General features: G+C 65.1%; 20 protein-coding genes and 1 pseudogene. 8 read left to right on the top strand and 13 right to left on the bottom strand.

All coding sequences use genetic code 11. The features are described 5' to 3' along the window. Positions 1-323: 323 nt before the first annotated feature. Positions 324-2,014, bottom strand: a pseudogene (locus ACFSJC_RS19320) (DNA topoisomerase 3); the annotation flags it as partial. A gap of 22 nt (positions 2,015-2,036) precedes the next feature. Then, positions 2,037-2,360 carry a sel1 repeat family protein gene (locus tag ACFSJC_RS19315; protein WP_386028838.1) on the bottom strand — a complete coding sequence of 108 codons (324 nt, stop codon included), beginning with the start codon at positions 2,358-2,360 and terminating at the stop codon, positions 2,037-2,039. Positions 2,361-2,574: 214 nt separating this feature from the next. Here ACFSJC_RS19315 and ACFSJC_RS19310 point away from each other — a divergent pair, with 214 nt between their 5' ends. The 3 genes from ACFSJC_RS19310 (at position 2,575) to ACFSJC_RS19300 (ending at position 7,259) form a co-directional block, all read left to right on the top strand. Beyond that, positions 2,575-3,786 carry a DUF1015 domain-containing protein gene (locus ACFSJC_RS19310; protein WP_386028836.1) on the top strand — a complete coding sequence of 404 codons (1,212 nt, stop codon included), beginning with the start codon at positions 2,575-2,577 and terminating at the stop codon, positions 3,784-3,786. A 79-nt stretch (positions 3,787-3,865) separates the two neighbouring features. Further along, the gene (locus ACFSJC_RS19305) at positions 3,866-6,082 is read left to right on the top strand and encodes a RelA/SpoT family protein (RefSeq protein WP_386028834.1); all 2,217 of its coding nucleotides are present in this window, start codon (positions 3,866-3,868) and stop codon (positions 6,080-6,082) included. Between the two features lie 61 nt (positions 6,083-6,143). Further along, positions 6,144-7,259 (top strand): phosphotransferase enzyme family protein, encoded by a 1,116-nt coding sequence (locus tag ACFSJC_RS19300; RefSeq protein ID WP_386028832.1) that lies wholly within the window; start codon positions 6,144-6,146, stop codon positions 7,257-7,259. Positions 7,260-7,265: 6 nt separating this feature from the next. On the opposite strand, the gene ACFSJC_RS19295 is transcribed toward ACFSJC_RS19300, so the two are convergent. Further along, positions 7,266-7,901 (bottom strand): PilZ domain-containing protein, encoded by a 636-nt coding sequence (locus ACFSJC_RS19295; RefSeq protein WP_386028831.1) that lies wholly within the window; start codon positions 7,899-7,901, stop codon positions 7,266-7,268. Positions 7,902-8,149: 248 nt separating this feature from the next. On the opposite strand from ACFSJC_RS19295, the gene ACFSJC_RS19290 reads away from it, so the two are divergent. Together ACFSJC_RS19290 and ACFSJC_RS19285 are read left to right on the top strand one after the other, a co-directional pair. Beyond that, positions 8,150-8,401, top strand: coding sequence for a hypothetical protein (locus tag ACFSJC_RS19290; RefSeq protein WP_386028830.1), 252 nt, complete (start codon positions 8,150-8,152; stop codon positions 8,399-8,401). A 143-nt stretch (positions 8,402-8,544) separates the two neighbouring features. After that, positions 8,545-8,847 (top strand): 2Fe-2S iron-sulfur cluster-binding protein, encoded by a 303-nt coding sequence (locus ACFSJC_RS19285; RefSeq protein WP_386028829.1) that lies wholly within the window; start codon positions 8,545-8,547, stop codon positions 8,845-8,847. A 273-nt stretch (positions 8,848-9,120) separates the two neighbouring features. Here ACFSJC_RS19285 and ACFSJC_RS19280 read toward each other — a convergent pair whose 3' ends face one another. From ACFSJC_RS19280 to ACFSJC_RS19270, 3 genes are all read right to left on the bottom strand, one after another. Beyond that, on the bottom strand, positions 9,121-9,636 hold the full coding sequence (locus ACFSJC_RS19280) for a bacteriohemerythrin (protein WP_386028828.1): 516 nt from the start codon (positions 9,634-9,636) through the stop codon (positions 9,121-9,123). A 147-nt stretch (positions 9,637-9,783) separates the two neighbouring features. Next, entirely contained in the window at positions 9,784-10,245 is a 462-nt protein-coding gene (locus ACFSJC_RS19275) for a hypothetical protein (protein WP_386028827.1), read from the bottom strand. 31 nt (positions 10,246-10,276) lie between these two features. Further along, on the bottom strand, positions 10,277-10,579 hold the full coding sequence (locus tag ACFSJC_RS19270) for a hypothetical protein (protein WP_386028826.1): 303 nt from the start codon (positions 10,577-10,579) through the stop codon (positions 10,277-10,279). A gap of 95 nt (positions 10,580-10,674) precedes the next feature. Between ACFSJC_RS19270 and ACFSJC_RS19265 the strand changes: the two genes are divergently transcribed. The 3 genes from ACFSJC_RS19265 (at position 10,675) to ACFSJC_RS19255 (ending at position 12,999) form a co-directional block, all read left to right on the top strand. Further along, positions 10,675-11,271, top strand: a complete 597-nt coding sequence (locus ACFSJC_RS19265) for a histidine phosphatase family protein (RefSeq protein WP_386028825.1) — start codon at positions 10,675-10,677, stop codon at positions 11,269-11,271. Positions 11,272-11,381: 110 nt separating this feature from the next. Continuing rightward, complete coding sequence (locus ACFSJC_RS19260; protein WP_386028824.1) at positions 11,382-12,437, top strand: 3-deoxy-7-phosphoheptulonate synthase; 1,056 nt, start codon at positions 11,382-11,384, stop codon at positions 12,435-12,437. 88 nt (positions 12,438-12,525) lie between these two features. Then, positions 12,526-12,999: a DUF4124 domain-containing protein gene (locus tag ACFSJC_RS19255; protein ID WP_386028823.1), complete on the top strand. Its 474-nt coding sequence runs from the start codon at positions 12,526-12,528 to the stop codon at positions 12,997-12,999. 38 nt (positions 13,000-13,037) lie between these two features. Here the strand turns inward: ACFSJC_RS19255 and mtgA are convergent, their stop codons facing one another. The 7 genes from mtgA to ACFSJC_RS19220 all read right to left on the bottom strand — a co-directional run bounded on the left by mtgA (position 13,038) and on the right by ACFSJC_RS19220 (position 21,123). Then, a complete protein-coding gene (gene mtgA, locus ACFSJC_RS19250; protein WP_386028822.1) occupies positions 13,038-13,796 on the bottom strand; it encodes a monofunctional biosynthetic peptidoglycan transglycosylase in 759 nt (252 codons plus the stop codon). Positions 13,797-14,089: 293 nt separating this feature from the next. Next, positions 14,090-15,850 (bottom strand): hypothetical protein, encoded by a 1,761-nt coding sequence (locus tag ACFSJC_RS19245; protein ID WP_386028821.1) that lies wholly within the window; start codon positions 15,848-15,850, stop codon positions 14,090-14,092. Beyond that, entirely contained in the window at positions 15,844-17,418 is a 1,575-nt protein-coding gene (locus ACFSJC_RS19240; protein ID WP_386028820.1) for a tetratricopeptide repeat protein, read from the bottom strand. The genes ACFSJC_RS19245 and ACFSJC_RS19240 overlap by 7 nt, the downstream gene beginning before the upstream one ends. A gap of 101 nt (positions 17,419-17,519) precedes the next feature. Further along, entirely contained in the window at positions 17,520-18,584 is a 1,065-nt protein-coding gene (locus ACFSJC_RS19235) for a vWA domain-containing protein (RefSeq protein WP_386028819.1), read from the bottom strand. Next, positions 18,577-19,617: a VWA domain-containing protein gene (locus tag ACFSJC_RS19230; protein ID WP_043756097.1), complete on the bottom strand. Its 1,041-nt coding sequence runs from the start codon at positions 19,615-19,617 to the stop codon at positions 18,577-18,579. Before ACFSJC_RS19230 ends, ACFSJC_RS19235 begins: the two co-directional genes overlap by 8 nt. Then, a complete protein-coding gene (locus ACFSJC_RS19225; RefSeq protein ID WP_386028818.1) occupies positions 19,610-20,206 on the bottom strand; it encodes a DUF4381 domain-containing protein in 597 nt (198 codons plus the stop codon). The genes ACFSJC_RS19230 and ACFSJC_RS19225 overlap by 8 nt, the downstream gene beginning before the upstream one ends. Beyond that, positions 20,206-21,123 carry a DUF58 domain-containing protein gene (locus tag ACFSJC_RS19220; RefSeq protein ID WP_386028817.1) on the bottom strand — a complete coding sequence of 306 codons (918 nt, stop codon included), beginning with the start codon at positions 21,121-21,123 and terminating at the stop codon, positions 20,206-20,208. The genes ACFSJC_RS19225 and ACFSJC_RS19220 overlap by 1 nt, the downstream gene beginning before the upstream one ends. Positions 21,124-21,517 lie beyond the last annotated feature (394 nt).

Below are 21,517 nucleotides of genomic sequence, written 5' to 3'. Positions count from 1 at the left end.
GTGAAACCACAGCCCGAGCGATAGCGGCTGCAGCCATAGGCCCGCGCACTCTCGGTGATCTCGCCCTGCTTGCAGATCGGGCATTGGCCCAATCCGGCCGAGCGCGACTGACCGGTCTTGGCGGCCCCCTTGGCACCGCGCCGACCGCCACGCTGGCGCGACGGTGCCCCCTGACGTACCGCATCCATCTGCTCCGGACTCAGCGCCGGCCCTTGGCCGATCACCGGGACCAGTTCGCGCACGAAGGACTCGATGTCGCGACCGAAGTCGCTCGCCGCCTCTCGCCCCAGCTCGATCTCCTTGAGGCGCCGCTCCCATTGGGCGGTCAGCTCGGGACTGCGCAGCGGAGCGGCGACCAGGGGGATCAGCGCCTGGCCCTTCGGCGTGGCGCGGATCTGTTTGCGCTGACGCTCCACATAGCCGGTACGGATGAGCTTCTCGATGGTTTCGGCGCGGGTCGCCGGGGTTCCCAGACCGGAGTCCGCCATGACCGAGGCCAGTGCGTCGTCCTCGATCGTCCGCCCGGCATTTTTCATCGACGCCAGCAGGGTTGCGTCATCGAACGGCTTCGGCGGCTTGGTCTCCTTCTCGACCACCTCCAGACCCAGCACGCGCAGCACCTGCCCCGGCTCCAGCGGCGGGAGGGGCGCCTTGGCACCTCCCTCCTCGGAGTCGGCCTCCGCCGATTCGGTCCGAGCATGACGCTCCGGCCTCATCTCCGCCCGCTTCCATCCCGGATCCAGGACCAGCGCGCCGCGCGCCAGGAAGGTCGCGTCGCCGATGAGAATCTCGACCCGCGTTTCCTCCACCTGCTGGTCGGGCAAAAAGACCGCGACGAAGCGGGTCCGACCAGATCGTAGATCCGCCGCAGGTGCGCCGGCAGCGTCGCGGGCGGCACCTTGCCGGTCGGTAGGATGGCGTGATGATCGGTCAGTTTGGTGCGATCCACATAGGCCTTGCCGAGCCGATGACCCGACTCCAGCCGCTGGAGCGCCTCGGCGGCCAGCGGGTGCTCCAGGTTGCGCAGGATTCCGGGCAACTGCGGCAGCATGTCCTCCGAGATGTGGCGACTCTCGGTGCGCGGATAGCTGATGAGCTTGTGGGTCTCATAGAGCGCTTGGGCGTGCTCTAGGACCTGGGCGGCAGTGAAGCCGAAACGGCGGTTGGCATCGCGCTGCAGATTGGTCAGATCGTAGAGCGGCGGCGGACGGTTGCGCCGGACCTTCTTCTCGACCTTGCTGACGGTCCCGGTCTCGTTCGGGCTCAGCTCGCGCAGCAGTCGCTCGGCCCGTTCCTTCTCGTCGATTCGGGTCTCGCCCTGTTCGGCATAGCGGGCATCGAAGCCTTCGGCGAAGTGGGCGACCAGTTCGTAGAAATAGGCCTTGGTGAAGCTGGCGATCTCGGCGTCGCGCGCCACGATCATGGCCAGGGTCGGGGTCTGGACCCGACCGATGGTGCAAAGCACCCGGTTGTGCACCGTGTAGGCGCGGGTCAGGTTCATGCCGACCAGCCAGTCCGCCTGGGCGCGGGCACGCGCAGCGGCAGCGAGCGGATCGAAGACGGCGCCTGGTTGAAGCGCCGCGAACCCGGCGCGGATCGCCTCGTCGGTCAGGCTGGAGACCCAGAGCCGATCGAACGGCTTGCGACAGCGCGCATGCTCGTAGATGAGCCGGAAGATATGTTCGCCCTCGCGCCCGGCATCGGTCGCGCAGACGATGCGCTCGGTCTCGGGCGCGTTGATCAGCGACTTGACCAGCTTGAACTGCTTGGCCGTCGACTTGCCGACCACGAGCCTCCAGCGCTCCGGGATCATCGGCAGCTGATCCAGCGACCAGCGTCCGGACCAGACATCGCCATAGGCGTCCGGCTCGGCGAAATGGATCAGATGCCCCAAGGCCCAGGTCACCCGATAGCCGTTGCCTTCGAGGAATCCATCGCCCTTGCGGCTGGCACCGAGCACCCGCGCGATGTCGCGGGCGACGCTAGGCTTCTCGGCCACGACGAGCCTGGTCATACGATCCCCATCGATCCAGCCCTCAATGCCGCCGATCGGACGACAGCAGACCCGAGGCGCCGGCCGCACGCAACCGCTTGGCCACGGCATATTCATCATCGCTCATCTGACTGCCGACGATCTCGCGCAGACGCACGGCATCCCGATCGCCGCGCTCGATCGCCAGGGACAGCCAGTAGTGCGCCTGGGCCAGATCGACGCCCACCCCGCGCCCCTCGGCGCAGATGAGTCCCATGGCGTAGAGGGCGTCCACCTCGCCGCGCTCGGCCGCCGCACGGATGGTCTCGACCTTGGCCGGATCGTTACGCAATAGGATCAGATCCTTCAGATAACTGCTGTCGTTCATGCAGGGAAACCGGGAACTCGATGGGGGTGAATGGGGACAGTATAGGGTCAATGGACCGGATCAATGGATCAGGTCACTGGGTTGCGCACAATTCCGACCTTGCTGCTACCATGAGCGCGCTCGGCGCCCCTGCCGAAACCGGCACACCCGTGCCCCGTACGCTCCACGACAGCAACCAGCCCAGTCCGCAGCCACCCACCCAGCGAGACCGCTCATGTCACTGATCACACCCTTCGCCGGCCTGAGACCCGCACCCGAACGCGCCGCCGAGGTCGCCGCCCCGCCCTACGACGTCATGAGCGCGGCCGAGGCACGACGCATGGTGGAGGGCCGGCCCTGGAGCTTCCTGCATATCTCGCGCGCCGAGGTGGATCTGCCCGAGGGCACGGATCCCTATGCGCCCGAGGTCTACGCCAAGGCCCGCGAGAATCTCGACCGCATGCTCGACGCCGGGGTGCTCGTCCGCGACGCCGCGCCCTGCTATTCCGTCTATCGGCTCACCATGGGCGAGCATCGCCAGATCGGCCTGGTCGCCTCGGCCTCGGTCGCCGCCTACGACGCCGGACGTATCAAGAAGCACGAGTTCACCCGTCCGGCCAAAGAGGACGACCGGGTGCGCCAGATCGAGGCACTATCGGCACAGACCGGACCGGTCTTTCTCGTCTATCGGGCGACGTCGGCCATCGACGACCTGCTCGCTCAGGTCGGGGCCACCAAGCCGGAGGTGGATGTCACCGCGACCGATGGGGTACGGCACGAACTATGGACCTTGACCGACCCGGCGCTCATCGCGCAACTGACCGACGCCTTCGAGGCGCTCGACGCGCTCTATATCGCCGACGGACACCACCGTTCCGCCGCCGCCTCGCGTGTCGCCGCGTCACGTTCCTCGGATACGGGTTTTCTGTCGGTCATCTTCCCGCACGACCAGATGCGAATCCTGGACTACAACCGGGTCATCCGCGATCTCAACGGACAGGAGCCGGAACACCTGCTGGAGCAGCTCGCCGCGAGCTTCCAGGTCGAGCCGAGCGCCGAGCCGGTCAAGCCAGCCCAACCTGGGGAGTTCGGCCTCTATCTGGACAGCCGCTGGTATCGCCTGACGCTCGACCCGCGCCTAATCCCAACCGACGACCCGGTCGCTCGCCTCGACGTCAGCCTGTTACAGAACCATCTGATCGGCCCCATGCTCGGTATCGAGGATCCGCGACGCGACGATCGCATCGAATTCGTCGGCGGAATCCGAGGACTGGGCGAGCTGGTCAGGCGCGTCGATTCGGGCGAGATGGCGATCGCGCTCGCGCTCCACCCAACCAGCATGGACGACCTCATGGCGGTGGCCGATGCAGGGCATGTGATGCCCCCGAAATCCACCTGGTTCGAACCCAAACTCGCGGACGGACTGGTTAGCCTCGTTCTGGACTGAACCGCCCCTTCCGCACTCGGACAAGGGCCCGCGCACGCCATCAGGCCGACGCGGGCCGCGCCTCTGGAGGCGATCCATCATGGTTAAACCCGTCTACAACCTTCCCGATCAGGATACCGACGACGCAACGGCGATGCGCCATTGGCTCGACACCCTGACGAGCCACTATCCGGACGAAGAGCACAAGCAGATCGCACTGGCCTGCGAGGCGCTCGCGCGTTGCCGAAGCGGTCACCGCATCGAGACCGGCGAGACCCAGGTGCGGCACGTCCTCTCCACGGCCGACATCCTGGCCGGGCTGCGCATGGACTACGAAACGCTGGTCGCCGCACTCCTCAACGGCTGCCTCAACCAGACCGGCCTGACCGAAGCCCACCTGGAAGAGCAATTCGGCCAGAACGTCGCCCACATGGTCGGCGATCTGGCGCGGATCGGGCAGATCGCCAACGTCGACGCCATCATCGCCGCCAAGGATCAGCCTCAGCACGAAGAGAATCTGCGCCGGCTCCTGCTCGGCATCGCCGAGGACGTGCGCGTGGTGCTGGTGGTGCTGGCCGAGCGCGTTCATCTGATGCGCGCCATCAAGGATCTGGAACCCGAACACCGCACCAAGATCGCCCGCGACACCCAACGAGTCTACGCGCCGCTGGCCAACCGTCTCGGTATCTGGCAGATCAAGTGGGAGCTTGAGGACCTGTCGCTGCGCTATCTGCAGCCGGACGAATACAAACGCATCGCCAAACTGATCGCCGAACGGCGCGAGGAGCGCGAGCAGTACATCGCGACGGTCATGCAGACGCTGCGCAAGACCTTCGAGGAGGCGGGCATCGAGGCCGAGATCACAGGCCGTCCCAAACACATCTACAGCATCTGGAAGAAGATGCGGCGCAAGGGCGTGGACATCGCGGAGATCTTCGATCTGCGCGCCGTGCGCATCATGGTGGAGACGGTTGCCGACTGCTACGCCGCGCTCGGCGTGGTGCACGGACTCTGGAAGCACATTCCCAAGGAGTTCGACGACTACATCGCCACACCCAAGGGCAACATGTACCGCTCGCTGCACACGGCGGTGATCGGCCCGGAGGACAAGTCGCTGGAGGTGCAGATCCGCACCCACGAGATGCACCGTCACTCCGAGTTCGGTGTCGCCGCACACTGGGCCTACAAGGAAGCCAAAGGTCACGATGCCGAGTTCCAGCGCCGACTGGTCTGGATGCGCAATTGGCTGGAACTCAAGAACGAGAACGACGACTCCAGCGATTTTCTGGAGCGCTTCAAGGCCGAGTTCGAGCCGGTGCACATCTATGTGCTCACGCCTCAATCCAAGGTGATCGAGCTGCCCAGAGGCGCGACGGCGCTCGACTTCGCCTACGCCATCCATTCCGAGGTCGGCAACCGCTGCCGAGGGGCACGGGTCAACGAACGTATCGTTCCGCTCAATCATGCGCTCAACAGCGGCGATACGGTCGAGATTCTGACCCAGAAAAACGCCGCCCCCAGCCGCGACTGGCTGAGCCCGCACCACGGCTATCTCACCACGGCCCGGGCACGCAACCGGGTGCGCCAGTGGTTCAAGCAGCAGAACCTGGAGCACGACCTGCACGAGGGTCGCATCGCCCTGGAGCGCGAGATCGCGCGGCTGGGGATCGTCGAGAAGCCGCACCCGGACGATCTCGCACCCAAGTTCAACTTCAAGCGCGGCGACGATCTGCTGGCCGCGATCGGACGCGGCGACCTCGCGGTCGGCCAGGTGGCACGCCAGGTCGGCGAACCCAAGGCGGAAGAGCCCAAGGACAGCGAACCCAAGCTCAAGGCGCCGCCGAAGCACAAGACGCCCCACTCCAGTAGCGCGATCGTCGTGGAGGGTGTCGACGACCTCATGACCCAGATGGCCCAATGCTGCAAGCCGGTGCCCTACGACGAGATCGTGGGCTTCGTCACCCGAGGCCGGGGCGTCACCATCCATCGCCGGACCTGTTCCAATCTGCTCCATTTGGCCTCCGACGAGGCCGAGCGATTGATCCAGGTCCGCTGGGCGGACCAACCCGCCAAGGCCGCCTATCCGGTCGACCTACTCGTCATTGCGGGCGACCGCAAGGGGCTTCTGCGCGACATCTCATCGACCTTCTCCGACGAGGACATCGACGTCATCGGGGTCAACACCCATTCGGAACGGAGCACCGACACCGCCTCCATGCGCTTCACGGCCGAGATCCAGGACATGGTGCAATTGGACCGCCTGATCGCCAAGCTCCAGCAGATCCCCGAGGTGCTGGAGGTACGCCGTTCCTATTGACACCAAGAAGGGTCGCGCCGGGCGCCAGCACCTCATGTCCAACCCATCGGGACGATCGACCATGCAGAATCAGTCGGAGAACGGCGGCGCGATCCGCCACGACGGGACGTCGCTGCGCGCCATCGCCGCCGAGTTCGACATTTCTGCCCCTATCGATACGCCCACGCCCTTGGGCCAAGGACTCATCAACGACACCTTCAGACTCGATGCGGGCGGACTGAGCTATGTCCTGCAACGGATCAATGGTGCCGTATTCCCACGACCCGAGCAGATCATGGCGAATCTGCTGATGCTCTCCGATTTTCTGCGCGAGCGCGGGGCCACGGCACCCCGCGTGCCCACACTCATCCTCGCCCGAGGCGGACTGCCTTTCGTCAGGGATGGGAATGGCCACGTCTGGCGGCTGATGGAGCTCATCGCCGGGACACGCACGTTGAGCCGGATCGCGCATCCAGATCAAGCAGCAGAGGTCGGACGCATCCTCGGAGGCTTCCACCGAGCCCTGTCCGAGCTGCCGACGGAGCGGCTCGGCATCTCGCTCCCCGGCTTCCATGACACGCCGGGCTATCTCAGACGCTTCACGGAAGTCTCGGACCTTCGGCCCGACATCCCGCCCGACGTCGATCTCGAAGAGGCATGCACGTTCGTCGCGGAGCGGCGTGAGCTGGCCAATGCGTTAGAGCAGGCGCGCGATCAGGGCCAGCTACCGACGCGCATCACGCACGGCGACCCCAAGCTCGACAACATCCTGTTCTCGGCCGACGAACGCGCGGCCGTCGCGCTGATCGACCTGGATACGGTTCAACCTGGACTGGTCCATCACGACCTGGGCGACTGTCTGCGCTCATGCTGCAACCGATGCGGCGAGGGGATGCGCAAGGCGGAAACGGCCGAATTCGATCTAGGGATCTGTGCGGGAATCCTGGCCGGCTATGCCGAGGGGTCTGGACATCTGTTGCAGCGGGAAGAGGTGGGCCTGCTGTATGAGGCCGTCCGAGTGGTACCGTTCGAGCTGGGCCTGCGCTTTCTGACTGATCACTTGGAAGGGGATCGCTACTTCCGGGTGGATGAACGGGGGCGAAATCTGCTCAAGGCGCGGGTGCAATTCGCGCTGGTGCGCAGCATCGAGCGCCAGGAACGCGAGATCCGCGCCGTGATCGAGGAGTCACTCGGCTGAGCCCCCTCAACCAACCTCGCAGCCAACCGGCTCGCCGTCCTCCGCCTGCTGCAATTCCTTGTGGCGACTCAAGATGTAACGTCCGAGTATCTCGCGCGCGTTGTCTTCCAATGGATCAAAACGAATCCCCAACTGGACGCGCTCGTCATCGAGCTGGCTATGACGTACCACATAGCCGAGCAGACGCACGTATTCGACCTGCCCCGGCAAAATGAGCTCAAGATCCTGCAGCTGTCCCTCGATGGTCGGCAATTGATCCGCGCGCTGTTCGATCGCCATCCCCGTATAGGACAGATTGACCACTCGCGGCTGACCCAGAAGACCGCTGCTGTCGCGAATCCGTATCTCCTCGCGTGGAGGAACGCGCCAGCTGCGCGAACGCTCGCCGCCCTCCAGGATTTCGGGGACGCCGATATCCAACGTCAACTCGCCGTTTCCGACACGATTGCCCAATTTGAGCGGAAACCGCAGACGATGCCCCTTCCAGCCGGCCTGCAGCTCGATACGCGGACTCTCCGAAAACGCATCCAGGAGACCGGCGGCGTCTTGGGGAACGCGCAACCAACCGCCCACCTCTTCGTCCGATTCCGAATCGGTCTCGGCATAGAGCTGACGGATGTACTCCAGTTCGTCAGATGACAAAATATCCTGATCGGAAGACACTGCTGATTACCCAAAAGGCGTTCCAATACGTTGAACGCACATGATATTCGACGAATCGATTCGGCCCGCATCACCCCATTGCCGAAGACGACAAACGCCAAGGCATGGAAGCGATATAGATTTCAGACAATTATCCCTGTCACGCGTTCGCGTCAGTTGATGCGAATCAACTGATCGTCACCGACCAACCCTGTGCTTGGCGCCGGAACCAGTCATTCGGGTCAGCCATGAACGCCTCGCTCGATCATATCCATTTTCTGCTGCGACGGCTTCATTCAGTGTTCAAACTGATCCTGATCCCGGACGGCACCTTTCCCGGCGATCCCGAATACGAGGACGATCGAACGCGCTGGAAGTCGAACAGCGACCGCTGGCTGAAGGCGAGCGTCGCGGAATGGAATCCGGCCGGACCCAGGATCCGCTACGAGGAGGTGGATCTGAGCGTCTATCCGCCAACGGATCCGCGCGACTATCGGTGAGGGTCAATATGCAGGAGTGGAGACATCTCAGAATCCGCCGCCAGGATGCATCCGAAACGCCACCTATTGGCAGACGTTCAGACTGCCCTATGCGCCGGACCAAAACGTCGTCTCGATGCTGATGCGTCTTAAGGGAGGACCCGGTGACGACCGATGGCCGTCGGGTCGAGGCGGTGGCTTGGGATCACAACTGTATGGAGGACGTGTGCGGATCCTGCGCCATGTCGATCAACAGGGTGCCGCGTCCGTCCTGCTCGGCGCTGGTCGACGATCTGGAGCAGTCCATCGTGCTGGAGCCGCGACCCAAGTTTCCGGTGGAACGCCATCTGCTGGTGGACCGCTCGCGCATGGATACGGGACGACTGCAACGGGCGATGGCCTGGATCGAGCTGGACGGCACCTGGGACATCCAAGATGGCGCACCCCGCATCCCGCCCGCCGAATGATCCGCCAACTATCTCTACAGCTGCGGCATGAGCTGCGGCTGTTGCATGGCGGTCTGCCCTCAGTTCGGGCTTCATTCGGATTTCATCGGACCCGCGCCCCCGGCACAGGTCCGCCTCATGAACGCCTATCCCACCGGTCGCTACGACAGGACCGAACGGCTGCATCGAATCATGACCTCAGGCGGACTGAGCGATTGCGGCAACGCCCAGAATTGCGTGAGGGTCAGCCCCAATGCGACCCCTCTGACGACTGCAATCGGCGCATTGGGGAACCTATTTGGTCAAGGTCGAGCGAAGACCGGAGCGATAGCTGGATTGCAGCTGCCGCATCGCCCGTGGCTCCTGATCGTTCGAGACATCCTTGCCGCACAGACGGAAATAGACGTCGGCGAATTCCCGGTCGGCGCCGAGAATATGCGCGAGCAGCCAATCGGACAGAACGCTCTGGGTCGACTCGTCGAAGACGTGCAGCCCCTCCGCCCGCCATTCGCGAAGCAAGGCGGTGAACTCGGCCAGCAGCAGGGCATGCTCGCTCTGATGCTCTCCGACGCCCTCGTAGTCGAATGCGCGCATGAAGTCTTCCTCGCGCTGCAGATGCTGGCGCATCTCATCGCCCAACTGACTCAAGGCATCCAGCAGGGCCATCGCATCGCCGGAACGCCCGGCCGATGCCTCGGGACAGAATCGCACGCAGATATCGCTCAGCCGTTCGATCAGGGCTCGATGGTCTTTGTCCAGGACATCGATGTGCAGTGACCACTCATCGCGCCAGGTTAAAAGTTTTGACATGGAATCCTCCGTCTCTCGGGCCGGTCGACCCGATCGTTATAGATGGCACCGAGGTGCCGAATTGAACTGACATCTGGAACGGCGGACATCCCGGTCCCAAAGGGTTCCCTGTCTTGCTTGAGCTATCGAGAATGGCTTCGCCGGTCTTCAGCGAAAAACAGGAAAAGGGAACGGCAGGATCCGCCCTTCCCAAACCCCGCCGTCTTCCACGAACCGCCGCTCAAGCGTCTTGGCGACCTCCGATGCCAGATCGGACAGAAGTCGCCGCTGAATATCCTTTAGACCACTAAAATAGTAGATCACTTCACAGGAAACGGGAGCGGAAAGCGAGTCCCGTCGGACGACCGGCCGCCAGGCGATCCGAATCAATCGACCGCCTTCGCCATCGCGATGGGCATAGCCCCCGACAGCGTCGACGAAGACGACCTCCTCGCGATCGATCACGGCCAGATACTGCAGCGAACGAATGGGCACGAAGACGCCCTTGTCGCCCGCATCCCGGCGCAACGAAACCAGCGCGCCATAGAGGCTGGCCGGAATGCGGGTCTGCTCGCGGGCGACCTCGCAGTCGGGGCGAAAGAAGGTCTCACGGACGAAATAGCTGGACATGAATCCTCCCGGCGCCGGAACGCCAAGCGTCTCAATCGCTCTCGTCAAGTTCGGGATCCCAGCCGGCCGCTCGGGCCTCGGCGATCGCCGCGCCGTAGATGCGCGCATGACGCTCGCGCAACTCCGGCGGCAGATTGGAAGCCAGATGACCATAGGGCTCCCATGCCACGCTCACCTTGTCGTAGAGTGCGTCGATGCCCTGGATGGTCCACCCCTCGCAGGTCTCCTCCTCGGGCAGCAGGCCGAAGACCCAGGCGTCGCGAATGATATTGGCCGTCGGGGTCATCCCGCCCTGCTCTTGTTTATGAATGCCTTCGTAGATCTTGGATTTCATGATGTCATCTCTTGCATTGAACCAGGCCCTTCGCCCCATCCCGCTACATCGCGGCACATTCCCCCTTTCACCAAGCACTCCGAAGAGGAGCCAGCATGACTGACACCCTGATCGACCTCATCCGTCACGGCGAACCCGAGGGAGGACAACGCTATCGCGGCGGTGGAACGGACGATCCGCTCTCCGAATTGGGCTGGGGCCAAATGCGCGATGCGCTAGGCGAATCGGCTCCCTGGGACCGCATCATCTCCTCGCCCATGATCCGCTGCCAGCACTTCGCAACCGAGTTGGCCGAGCAACATGGTCTGCCGCTCGCGATCGAGCCTGCCTTTCGCGAGGTCGGCATGGGTGCCTGGGAGGGCCGCTCGCATGCCGAAGTCGCCGAGAGCGAACCGGAGGCGTACGCCGCCTTCTATCGCGACCCGCTCGGCTCCCGTCCGGCGGGAGCCGAGCCACTGGATCGCTTTTGCGCGCGCGTAGCCGAAGCCTTCGATCGCCTACTGGAGACCGACGCCGAACGGCATGTGCTGATCGTCTGCCACGCAGGGGTCTCTCGGGCCATCGCCGGACATGTGCTCCACATGGAGCCGGAACGCTGGTACGGCATCAACATCGACTATGCAGGCATCAGTCGTGTCCGCTCGGGGCGCTTCGGCCCGGTCGTGGACTTCATCAACCGCCATCGGCTATAGGCGAATCCTGCGGATCGCCGGAAAACAGCGCCAGGACAAGGCTTTGAGCCGACCACGGAGCGCTTCTGGGTTTATACTTGAGCGCTTTCCGAATCATCGCAACGCCCACAATGCACCGTACCGACGATCTGCGCATCCGCGAAATCACCCAAGTCCGCTCCCCGAACGAACTCCATCAGGAATACCCGCTCACCGAGACGGCGGCGGACACCGTCTACAACACGCGCCACGAGATCCAACGCATCCTGCACGGCAACGACGACCGCCTGATGGTCGTGGTCGGCCCCTGTTCCGTACACGATCCAGAGGCCGCGCTCGAATACGCCCGGCGCCTCCTGCCGCTGCGCACCGAGCTCGCCGAAAACCTGCTGCTGGTGATGCGTGTCTATTTCGAGAAGCCGCGCACCACCGTCGGCTGGAAGGGCCTCATCAACGACCCGAACCTCGACGGCAGCTTCGAGATCAACAAAGGGCTCGGTATCGCCCGCAAGCTGCTGCTCGACCTCAACGAGATGGGCGTCCCAGCCGGCACCGAGTTTCTGGATCTCATCAGCCCCCAATACATCGCCGACCAGGTGAGCTGGGGCGCCATCGGCGCCAGGACCACAGAGAGCCAGGGCCATCGCGAACTGACCTCGGGCCTCTCCTGCCCGATCGGATTCAAGAACGCCACCAACGGCGACGTCCGTGTTGCCATCGACGCCATCCATGCCGCCGCGCGCCCGCACGTCTTCATGTCGGTGACCAAGGAAGGCCAGTCGGCCATCTTCAGCACCACCGGTAACGTCGACACCCACATCATCCTGCGTGGCGGCCAGCGCCCGAACTACGACACCGAGAGCGTCAGCATCGCCTCGGAGAAGATCCTCGAATCCGGCCTGACGCCCAAGATCATGATCGACTTCAGCCACGCCAACAGCAACAAACGCCCCGAGAAGCAGATTCGCATCTGTCAGGACGTCTCGGGACAGATCGGTCGCGGCGACCGCCGCATCATGGGCGTCATGATCGAGAGCCATCTGGTCGCAGGACGACAGAACGTAGGCCCGAACAACGACCTCATCTTCGGTCAGAGCATCACCGACGCCTGCGTCAGCTGGGACGACACCCTACCCATGCTGCATGAACTCGCCGAGGCGGCTGCGAAACGCCGTGCCTGCTGCTAATGCATCGGCCCCGCCATGCGGGGTCTATTGAACACAAATAGTTTACTGTTGTAAGGTCCTCTCTCGAACCTCGAAGGGGACCTCGTCCATGCATCATGCGCCCCGTAACGCCCTGCGCCTCCTCGGTATCGCACTCCTGCTCGCCGGCACGGCCGCCCAGGCCGAGCTCTACAAGTGCAGGGGATCCAACGGGCACACGACCTATCAGCAAACCGCCTGCGAGGCGAGCGACCAATCCGCCGGCCTCTCCGTCGACACCCAGATCTCCAAAGATGCCCCATCGGCCGAGGACTACTCGGTCGGTAAACAGGTCGAATCCATGCGCGACGCGCGCACACGCCGAGCCCAAGCACGCGAACAGGCCCGCCGCGCCGAAGAGACGGAACGCACTCGGCACGCCGACACGCACCGCTTCGACGCCGCCAAGTGCGCCAAACACCGCAGCGAGGTCGCGAAATGGCACCAGAAGGTGCTGAACGGCTACCGCACCCGCAGCGAAAAGGACTTCAACCAGAACAAGCTCGCCTACCACCAGGCACTGGTGGAACGCTATTGCGAATGAGGGAGCGCCTCCAGCCCGCACCCCGTAGCCCGGTACCCTCACAATCGACGCAGATAGCGCTCTCCGCCCAGCCGATGGGTCTGATCCAGGATCCAGTCGGCGCGCCATCGCAACCGCTCCGACGGTCGATCCAGCTGATAGATTCCGGGCGCGGGCAGCACGCCGATCAGCAAGGCGGCTTCTTCGGGCGTGAGCTCGGCGGCGGAGTGGTGGAAATAGCGCCGGCTGGTGGCCTCGATCCCGTAGGTGCTGGGGCTGAACTGGGCGATGTTGAGGTAGACCTCCAGAATGCGCTCCTTCGGCCAGAGCGACTCCACCGCCAGCGTGAACCAGCTCTCCAACAGCTTGCGCCACCAGCCCGAGCCCGGCCAAAGAAAGAGATTCTTCGCCGTCTGCTGACTGATGGTGCTGGCGCCGCGCAGCCGACCGCCTTGAACATAATCGGTCACCGCATGACGGATCTCGATCAGATCGAACCCCAGGTGATCCGGGAAACGCTGATCCTCTCCGGCGATAGCGGCCAGGCGCATGCTGACCGGAATACGCTCCCAGGGAATCCAGACATGCTGGTAATAGGGCGGATTCTGATCGAGACGCCAGACGTTGTAGGCATGCCTCAGCATGAAGGCCGAGGCGGGCGGATCCACCCAGCGCAGGATGCCGACCAGCAGCACGCTGGACAGCATGAGGAACACGAGCATCGCAACGGCCCCACGCCAGATCCAAACCAGTAGACGCAGCCCGAGGAGTCGCGCCAGAATCCCAGCGCCTCGCTCGGGCGCTGGCTCCGGTGCCATCTCCGGCTCCGGATCGGCAACCGCCTCCGTGGACAGCTCGCCCAGGGGAAAACCTTCGCCCTCTATCGAATCGGGCGAATCGGGCGAATCGGGCGAATCGACAGGTTCGAGGACATCCGGCAGGGAATCGGAGTCGTCGTCGCGAGCGGAGGAAGAATCATGGATTGGCACGGGGGAGCAAGGATAGCGGCTGGCCCGGAAGGCTTTCCAGAAACGAGTCGAATACGAACCAAAAGATGGACGACCCCGCGAACCATCTCAAGCCGTACGCGTCGTCTCCCGGTCCGAACCGACTAGCGTGGATTCAGCTCGGGCAGCGCGTTCCAGCGCACGCGACCGACCGTACGGCGGCCATGCAGCAACGCGGCTCGGCGCCCAACCTGTCCCATCAGCTCGCGCTTCCAGCGCGCGAAATCGATCGGCCGGTTGGCGAAGCGCGCCGCATCCAGTTGCTCCATGAGCCGCTTCAGCACCGCCGAATCGGCACCGGGACGATAGCGCTGAATCTGACGGATCAGCGAAGATGGGGCGAGATCGCCATGCGCGGACAGACAGACGCGCGACTCGGCCTCGAACAGACGACACCATTCGGCCGCTGTCTCGGCCCGGTTGGCGCGACGCACGCAATGCAGGATGCGACTGCCCGGGCTCATCGAGCGATACCAGATCGATCGCAGCCCCTCACGCAGGGAGTCCAGCGTCCAGCCGCCCAGATAGCGTCGCAACAGCATCGCGATCAGACCCAGTCCGATGACCAGGGCACGCCAACCGAATTTCAACAGATCCGCCCCGGCTTGGAGCGGACGGCCGCGATAGAGCACGCCTAGCCAATAGCCGCCCACCAGCAGCAAAAGCGCACCGACCGGCAGCCAGACCTTGAGCCAAACCGAAGCGGAAAAGGCGCCCTGAGACAGACCGAACGGCCCGCCACCGCGCACGTTCAGGGTCTTGAGCGGCAACCGTGTCACCTCGCGCACGCCTCGCTCGACGTTCCACCAGGCGACGCTCATCTCGGGCAGAGTGATCCGACCGCCGGTTTGGGGCACCAGGGTGTAATACTCGGTGCGGCGTGCAAGCAAACGACGTCTGTCGGAGGAGACCCGGGTGTCGGTCAGGGTCTGCTCGCGATAGACCCGAAAGCCCTCGCCGCGCAGCTGGTTCTCGAGGCTCGGCAACTGGACCGCAGTGGCGCCCTCGGCCGAGATGTCCAGAGTCAGGGTCACCGGCTGGCCTGGTTCCAGCATCCCTTGGCGATCCAGGGTCGACTTGAGACTCAACGACTCCAGCGGCAGCCAGGGACGCACCGAGGTCATCGAGGGCCGTACCTGCAGCCGCACCGCACGGTCGGTCGCGGCCTCGAAGCGCTGGCCATTGGTCCAGCGCCCCAGCGCACGGATCGGCGGCAATTCGAGTTCACCCGTGCGCAGCGGAACCAGGGTGACGACGAAGCTGTTGACCACCTCACGCCGGCCATCGATCTGGCGCGAACCGGTCGTCGGCCCCTCCAGCGTCTTCATCAGCACATCGTTGCTCGACGGCAACTCCAGATCCAGCGTGCTCGGACTGCTCTGACTCACGAGTTCGAGGCTCAAAACCACCGGCTGTTGGAGATAGGGTGCAGATTCGACGAGCGACCAGCTCAGAGTAAGCGCAGCCGGACCCGGCGAACGCCCCGAGGGCTGGGCATAGGACGACGGCCAACCCGAGGGATAGCCAGGCGTGCCATAGGACGGTTGACTCGGCGCGGACGGCCGATAGGTCGGCGGCACACCCTGGGCGTTGCTCGGCGATAAGGGGCGATACTGGGGCGTCGCGGGCTGCTGGGCCGAAGCCCCCGTGCTGGGCGCCTGTCCTTGCGGATTGGGAGTTTGTCCATAGCCCGGCGGCTGCCCGTAATAGGGCGGCGCATAGTAGCCCCGACCTGGATAGGTCTGCATCGGGTAGGGCTGTCCGTAATAGGGCTGAGCCTGGACAGCGCCCAACAGACAGCTCCACAGCAGGCCAGCCAGCCAAGGCCATCGCCCGCTCCAGGAATCGGCGGATGACCTCACCACGGCCTCACCTCCCGCCAGCCACCCGTCATGCCCTGTATCTGACGCATCTCATCGATTCGGAACTGGTTGCGAATCAAGAGGCTCGGATCTCCCTGTAGCTGTCGGAGACGCTGCTCCATGACCGCCATGCCAGGACCGCCCATCGCCCGCATCCCCTCCAGCGAGGGCATCTGGCCCTCATTGGTCTGGGCGTCCATGTCGACACCGGGCTGACGGCCGAGCTGGTCGAACCGATCGACCGCCTTGGCATCACGTGCGTCGAGCGACGCGGGAAGACGCATGCGCTCCGAACCGGCCGGTCCAGGACCGCCACCTCGCCGCTCGCTCGTCGGACGATCCGGGTCCGAGCGTCCCTCATCGCCTTCCTCCGGTTTGGAGCGATCGCCGCCCTCGCCCGCTGCTCCCCGCTCGCGATCCGAGCGGCCTTTGAAACCCTCACCGTCCTCCTCCTTGCCCGGCCCTTGCTCTCGGGACTCGTCGCCGCCCGCGCCCCGGTCCTCGGCATCACGCTCGGAGGACTCGCGTCGACCGCGCTCATCGCCCTTCTCACCGCGACCCGATTCCTCACGCGTCGAATCATCGCGACGGCTCCGAGCGTCCCGCTTCGCATCCTCCCCACGGTCCCCGCGCCCATCGCGGCTCGACGCACGCTCGCCCGACTCACCGTCCGTATCGAGACGCTCACCGCCCTTGCCACGCGCATCGCGGTCCGCGTTCCGCCGATTACCGTTGGTGCGATCCTGATCCTCGCTCCGATCGCCGTTTCCATCGGTTGTCTCGCGACTGGAGGCTCCGTCCTGGCCGCTCGATGCATCGCCCTGTCCGGAATTCCCTTGCTCGGCCGTCGAGTCTCCGCCCGATCGATCCTCGGAGCCACCGCCCTGACCGCTCTCGCCGGATGAACCCTCGCCGGACTGCTCCTGCTGCTCCGATCCGGATGAGTCGGACGGCTGAGGCTCGCCATCGCCCGACTGCTGTTGCTGATTGTCCTGCCGCTCTTCGTCCTGTTTCTGACCGGACTGCTGTTGCGACTCTTGTTGCTCGGACTTTTTCTGCTGGGATCTTTCCTGCTCAGACGGCGGCCGATCCGACCGTGTCTCCTCGGACGAAGCCTGTTTGGACACGTCCTTGCGTTGCTGGTCTGTCGAGCGGTCGCCGGACTGAGCGTCGTCCTCCTTCTTGGGCGCATCGGTCCGATCGCGGAACTGCTCCTGTTCGAGCCTGGCCAGCATGGAGCGCGTCAATGCCAGGTTGAAGGCCGCGTCCTCGTGCGAGGGATTTCCGGCCAGGACGTCCTCGTAGGCCTCGGCCGCGCCCATGTAGTCGCCGAGCCTGAAGCGGGCGTTGCCCTGATCGTAGCGGGCCGATTCGCGGAAGTCCCCCGAATCCACCGCCCCGAATGCACGCTCGGCCTCGGCATAGCGACCGGCCCGATAGAGTGCGACGCCGCGCCGATAGGGATTCTCGAAGGACTTGGCGGCCTCGGCATAATCGCCGGAGCGATAGGCCTCGTAGGCCTGCAGCTCGTCGGTCTCGAACCAGTCCGCGCGCGCGGGTAAGGCCGTCATACAGAGAATGGGAACCGCAAAGGCGCAAAGGGCGCGAAGACGAATCATCGAGACCCTTTGCGTTCTTCGCGTCCTTTGCGGTTCAACAATTATTGCTCGAATCATGATTGACCACCCTCGGGCTGACGGGCCGGACGGCGTCGGCGTGGCGGCAGACTGCGGAACTGGGGGATCAGCAACACGACCAGCAACAGCACGGGCAGCCAATAGCGCTCGTTCCAGATCCGGGTGCGGGCGTCGCTCGCCTCGGGCGGAAGCCGGCTGGTGGCAGCGGCCTCGAGGATCTGCTGGGTATCCGCGTCGCGGAAATCGGCGCGCAGATAGAGACCCTTGCCCCTTGCTGCCAGGGATTCGAGCAGCGGTTCGTTCAATGCGGAACGCACCGGCGCGCGGCTCGGATCGCGCGGATCCACCACCACGCCGCCCTGGGGCGCCGGGACGGTCGCGCCCTCCGGCGTGCCGACGCCCAGCACGTGCAGCCTTACACCCTGGTTCGCGAGACGCCCCACCTGGTCGGCGAGGCCCGGCTCCTCGAAGTCGCCGTCCGAGATGAGCAGAATGGAGCGTGCGCTGTCTTCGGGCAGACCGGCGAGCAGGCTCTCGGCACGAGTGAGGGCGCGGGTCGGACTGCTGCCCTGCAGTTCGGGGCTGGCCAGATCGGCCGAGAGCGCAGGCAGTGCGTTGAGGATGCTGCCGATGTCCTCGGTGATGGGCGAGAGCACGTGCGGCACGGTGGCGAAGACGATCAGGCCCAGCCGCACCTGCCGGTCCTGGACGATGAGGTCCTGCAGCTCCTGGCGGGCGCGGCCGAGCCGGTTCGGGCTCACGTCCTCGGCCAGCATGGAGCGCGAGATGTCCAGCAGGACCAGCAGGTTGTTGCCCGGATGGAAGAGACGGATGTCGCGATAGTCCCAGCGCGGCCCGGCCATGGCGGTCAGCAGCAGAGTCCAGAGCAGACACCAGCGCAGGAAGCGGCCCCAGCGCTCGGCGGTCCGCAGGTCGCGGGTGCCGGTCAGATAGGGCAGCAGATGGGGATCGGCATAGCGATGGATGGCGCCCTGGGCCGCCTTGGCCGCGCTGCGGGCCAGCCAGACGGCGACCGGCAGGATCAGCAGCAGGCCGAGGAACCAGAGCGGCTGGTCGAAGTGGAATCCCTTGTCAGTCACTGGCGAACCTGCGTACGAAGCGCTTGCGCCCCTCGGGGAAGAGCCCCAGGCCGAGCAGGGCCAGGAGCGCCATCCCCAGGGGCCAGCGGTAGAGTGGTCGAGGCAGATAGGCGGTGCGAGCCTGGGCCTCGGTCTTTTCGAGCTGTCCGATGCGCGCGGAGATCTCCTCCAGGGCGCTGGTGTCGGTGGCGCGGAAATAGCCGCCGCCGGTCAGGCTGGCGATCTCGCGCAGCGTGTCCTCGTCCATGGTGAGGTCGTCGCGGTAGCGCACGCTGCCGTCCTCGAAGATGGGGATGCTGCTCTGCTTGCTGCCCACCCCCACCACATAGATGCGCACCCCGGCCGCGCGGGCCAGCATGGCCGCCTCCTTGGGCGCGAAGCTGCCGGCGTTGTTGTCGCCGTCGGCGATCACGATCATGACCCGCGAGCCCTCGGGACGCTCGCGCAGCTTCTTGACGCCGAGCGCGATGGCGTCGCCCAGCGCGGTCGCCGGACCGGCGATGCCGGGCACCACGCCGTCGAGCAGCTGACGCACCGCATGCCGGTCGAGACTGAGCGGCGAGAGGATGAAGGACTGGCTGCCGAAGAGGATGAGCCCGACCCGGTCGCCGTCGCGGGCGTCGATGAAGCGCCCCATGACGCCCTTGACCACCGCCATGCGGTTGACCTGACGGCCCTCGACGCTGAAGTCGAGCGCCTCCATCGAATGCGAGGCGTCGACCGCGATCATGAGGTCGTAGCCGGGCGTGCTGATCTCGGTGTAGGGGGTCAGCCACTGGGGCCCCATCAGGGCCAGCACCAGACCGAGCCACAAGAGATAGAGGAGCGCGCGATGCAGCCAGCCGGCGAGCTGCAGACGCGGACGGCGCGCATTGAAGGCGGTCCGCAGCTCCTCCAGCGCCGGATGCAGCAAGGTGTCGCGGCGTCCTTCCAGCCCCTCCTCCGGCTGGACGCGCCGATCGGGCCAGAAGCGGGCGATCAGCAAGGGCAGCGGAAGCAGCAGGGCAGCCCAGGGCCACTGGAACTCAAACATGGCCGCCCTCCCCCGCCGGCGAAACGGCGCGACGCCTGCCCGGCAGTCGAAGCCGGCGACCCGAGCCCGATTTGGGCTTGGGGGCACTCACCCAGCCGTCGGCGGCATCGATCAAGTCTTCCAACCCGGCGGCCATCGCCCCGGACGGCGCATAGGGCGCGATCAGCAGCGACCGGCCGCGCTCGCGCCAGGGAAAGCCGTTGGGATCCTGCTCCGCCAGCCAGCCGAGCCAGTCCTCGCCGGTCAGACCGGCACAGGCGGGCCGTCCCAGCCGGGCCATGGCGATGCGCCGCAGAAGCTCGGAGAGGTCGCCCGCGATCACCTTGGCATCCGCGCCGCCGTGCAGCCGGCGCCTCAGGTCGCGCAGGGCGGAGGCCGCGTCCCAGCGCCAGGTCCCGAGCGTGATGCCGGGGATGGGCACCCGCAGGCTCAGGGGCATCCGCCAGCGCCAGATCAGATATCCCAGCACCAGAGAGGCGAGCGCGACCAGCCACCAGCCGGGCGCCGGCGGCCACCAGGAGACCGGCGGCATGTCGCGGATGTCGCGCAGCTGCTGGAGGGTTTGAACGGGTGTGAAGATGGGATCCATTAGACGGCTCGCGAGCGGGCGCGCTGTTCGAGGTTGCGGATCAGGGTGAGATGGATCTCGGCGTCGGTGCGCACCGGCAGCAGCAGGATGTGCAGCCGGTGCGCCATCGCCTGCAGATGCTCGCGCCGCGCCTCCCAGCCCGAGCGGAAGCGGGCCTTGGCCTCGGCGTCGTCGGTGTCGATCTCGATCAGGCTGCCGTCGGTGCCGGTGAAGGTCGCCATGCCCATCGCGGGGATCTCCCAGTCGGCCGGGTCGTCGACCGGGACCAGGACCACGGTGTTGCGCTGACAGAGATCGCCCAGCACCTGCTCCAGGCCCACCACCTCGCGGTTGAGATCGGCGATCACGAACAGCAGCGAGCCGGTCGGAAGCCCGGTGGTCGCGCGGCGCAGGGCACCGCCGAGACAGTCGATCGAGGGATCCATCCGGGTCCCCGGCTGGCTCAGGGTGCGCAGGACCTGCCACAGCGCCCGCCGTCCGCGCGACGGCCGAAAATGCTGAAGCCCGGTCTCCGGATCGCCGAACACCAGACCGCCGACCCGGTCGTTCAGCCGGCTCGCCGCCCAGCCGATCAGCGCCGCTGCGCGCGCCGCCTGGACCGACTTGAAGGTGCCTCGGGTGCCGAAGCTCATGTGCGGCCCCTTGTCGACGCAGAGCACCACGGACCGCTCGCGCTCCTCGCGGAAGATCTTCATATGCGGCTCGTTGGTGCGGGCCGTGACCTTCCAGTCCATGTAGCGGATGTCGTCGCCCTCGCGGTACTCGCGCACCTCCTCGAAATTGACCCCGGCACCCCGGAACACCGAGGCATAGAGCCCGGCGAAGGCCGAATTGACCAGATGATGCGACTGCAGACCCAGGGTATGGGCCTGATGGCGCAGTTCGAGCAGATCGTCGAGTCGAGGGTAGAGGCTCATTCAGGTTCCATCATGATCCGACTCCAAAATCGCAATCAGCTCGTGAATTTTCGTGACTTGACAGTTCCCAAGACTCGCCTTGAGGTGAGACACGAACCTCGACATTCTGCGCCAAGGCATGGTGGGAATTCGCGTCCGCGTACTCCAACGCGAGAAATGCTATAGCGGACTACTCGGCAGTCAGACGCTGTTGCGCATTTGCATTCAATCGCGTGTCTTCATCGACCATTGCACGAATCTCAGCGATCACCGGATGCTCATGAGCGTACTTCGCGCCGTATTGGAGGTTGAAGACATAGTCGAAATCGTCGGGGTTCTTGCCTTGATGTCAAGTCCCCGAAGATTGTATACGCGTTTTTTGAATAGTTCGGGGCGTTTCTCAGCCCAGTCCTTG

Source organism: Thiorhodococcus fuscus (assembly GCF_042682685.1).
GTDB classification, from domain to species: Bacteria; Pseudomonadota; Gammaproteobacteria; order Chromatiales; family Chromatiaceae; genus Imhoffiella; species Imhoffiella fuscus.
Note: the sequence above shows the minus strand (reverse complement) of the source record. Positions and strands in the feature narration are given on the sequence as shown.

Excerpts from the sequence above, each read along its gene's own strand:
- ACFSJC_RS19315 (WP_386028838.1), bottom strand. The coding sequence starts at position 2,360 with ATGAACGACAGCAGTTATCTGAAGGATCTGATCCTATTGCGTAACGAT.
- ACFSJC_RS19310 (WP_386028836.1), top strand. The coding sequence starts at position 2,575 with ATGTCACTGATCACACCCTTCGCCGGCCTGAGACCCGCACCCGAACGC.
- ACFSJC_RS19305 (WP_386028834.1), top strand. The coding sequence starts at position 3,866 with ATGGTTAAACCCGTCTACAACCTTCCCGATCAGGATACCGACGACGCA.
- ACFSJC_RS19300 (WP_386028832.1), top strand. The coding sequence starts at position 6,144 with ATGCAGAATCAGTCGGAGAACGGCGGCGCGATCCGCCACGACGGGACG.
- ACFSJC_RS19290 (WP_386028830.1), top strand. The coding sequence starts at position 8,150 with ATGAACGCCTCGCTCGATCATATCCATTTTCTGCTGCGACGGCTTCAT.
- ACFSJC_RS19280 (WP_386028828.1), bottom strand. The coding sequence starts at position 9,636 with ATGTCAAAACTTTTAACCTGGCGCGATGAGTGGTCACTGCACATCGAT.
- ACFSJC_RS19275 (WP_386028827.1), bottom strand. The coding sequence starts at position 10,245 with ATGTCCAGCTATTTCGTCCGTGAGACCTTCTTTCGCCCCGACTGCGAG.
- ACFSJC_RS19270 (WP_386028826.1), bottom strand. The coding sequence starts at position 10,579 with ATGAAATCCAAGATCTACGAAGGCATTCATAAACAAGAGCAGGGCGGG.
- ACFSJC_RS19265 (WP_386028825.1), top strand. The coding sequence starts at position 10,675 with ATGACTGACACCCTGATCGACCTCATCCGTCACGGCGAACCCGAGGGA.
- ACFSJC_RS19260 (WP_386028824.1), top strand. The coding sequence starts at position 11,382 with ATGCACCGTACCGACGATCTGCGCATCCGCGAAATCACCCAAGTCCGC.
- ACFSJC_RS19255 (WP_386028823.1), top strand. The coding sequence starts at position 12,526 with ATGCATCATGCGCCCCGTAACGCCCTGCGCCTCCTCGGTATCGCACTC.
- mtgA (WP_386028822.1), bottom strand. The coding sequence starts at position 13,796 with ATGGCACCGGAGCCAGCGCCCGAGCGAGGCGCTGGGATTCTGGCGCGA.
- ACFSJC_RS19240 (WP_386028820.1), bottom strand. The coding sequence starts at position 17,418 with ATGACGGCCTTACCCGCGCGCGCGGACTGGTTCGAGACCGACGAGCTG.
- ACFSJC_RS19230 (WP_043756097.1), bottom strand. The coding sequence starts at position 19,617 with ATGTTTGAGTTCCAGTGGCCCTGGGCTGCCCTGCTGCTTCCGCTGCCC.
- ACFSJC_RS19225 (WP_386028818.1), bottom strand. The coding sequence starts at position 20,206 with ATGGATCCCATCTTCACACCCGTTCAAACCCTCCAGCAGCTGCGCGAC.
- ACFSJC_RS19220 (WP_386028817.1), bottom strand. The coding sequence starts at position 21,123 with ATGAGCCTCTACCCTCGACTCGACGATCTGCTCGAACTGCGCCATCAG.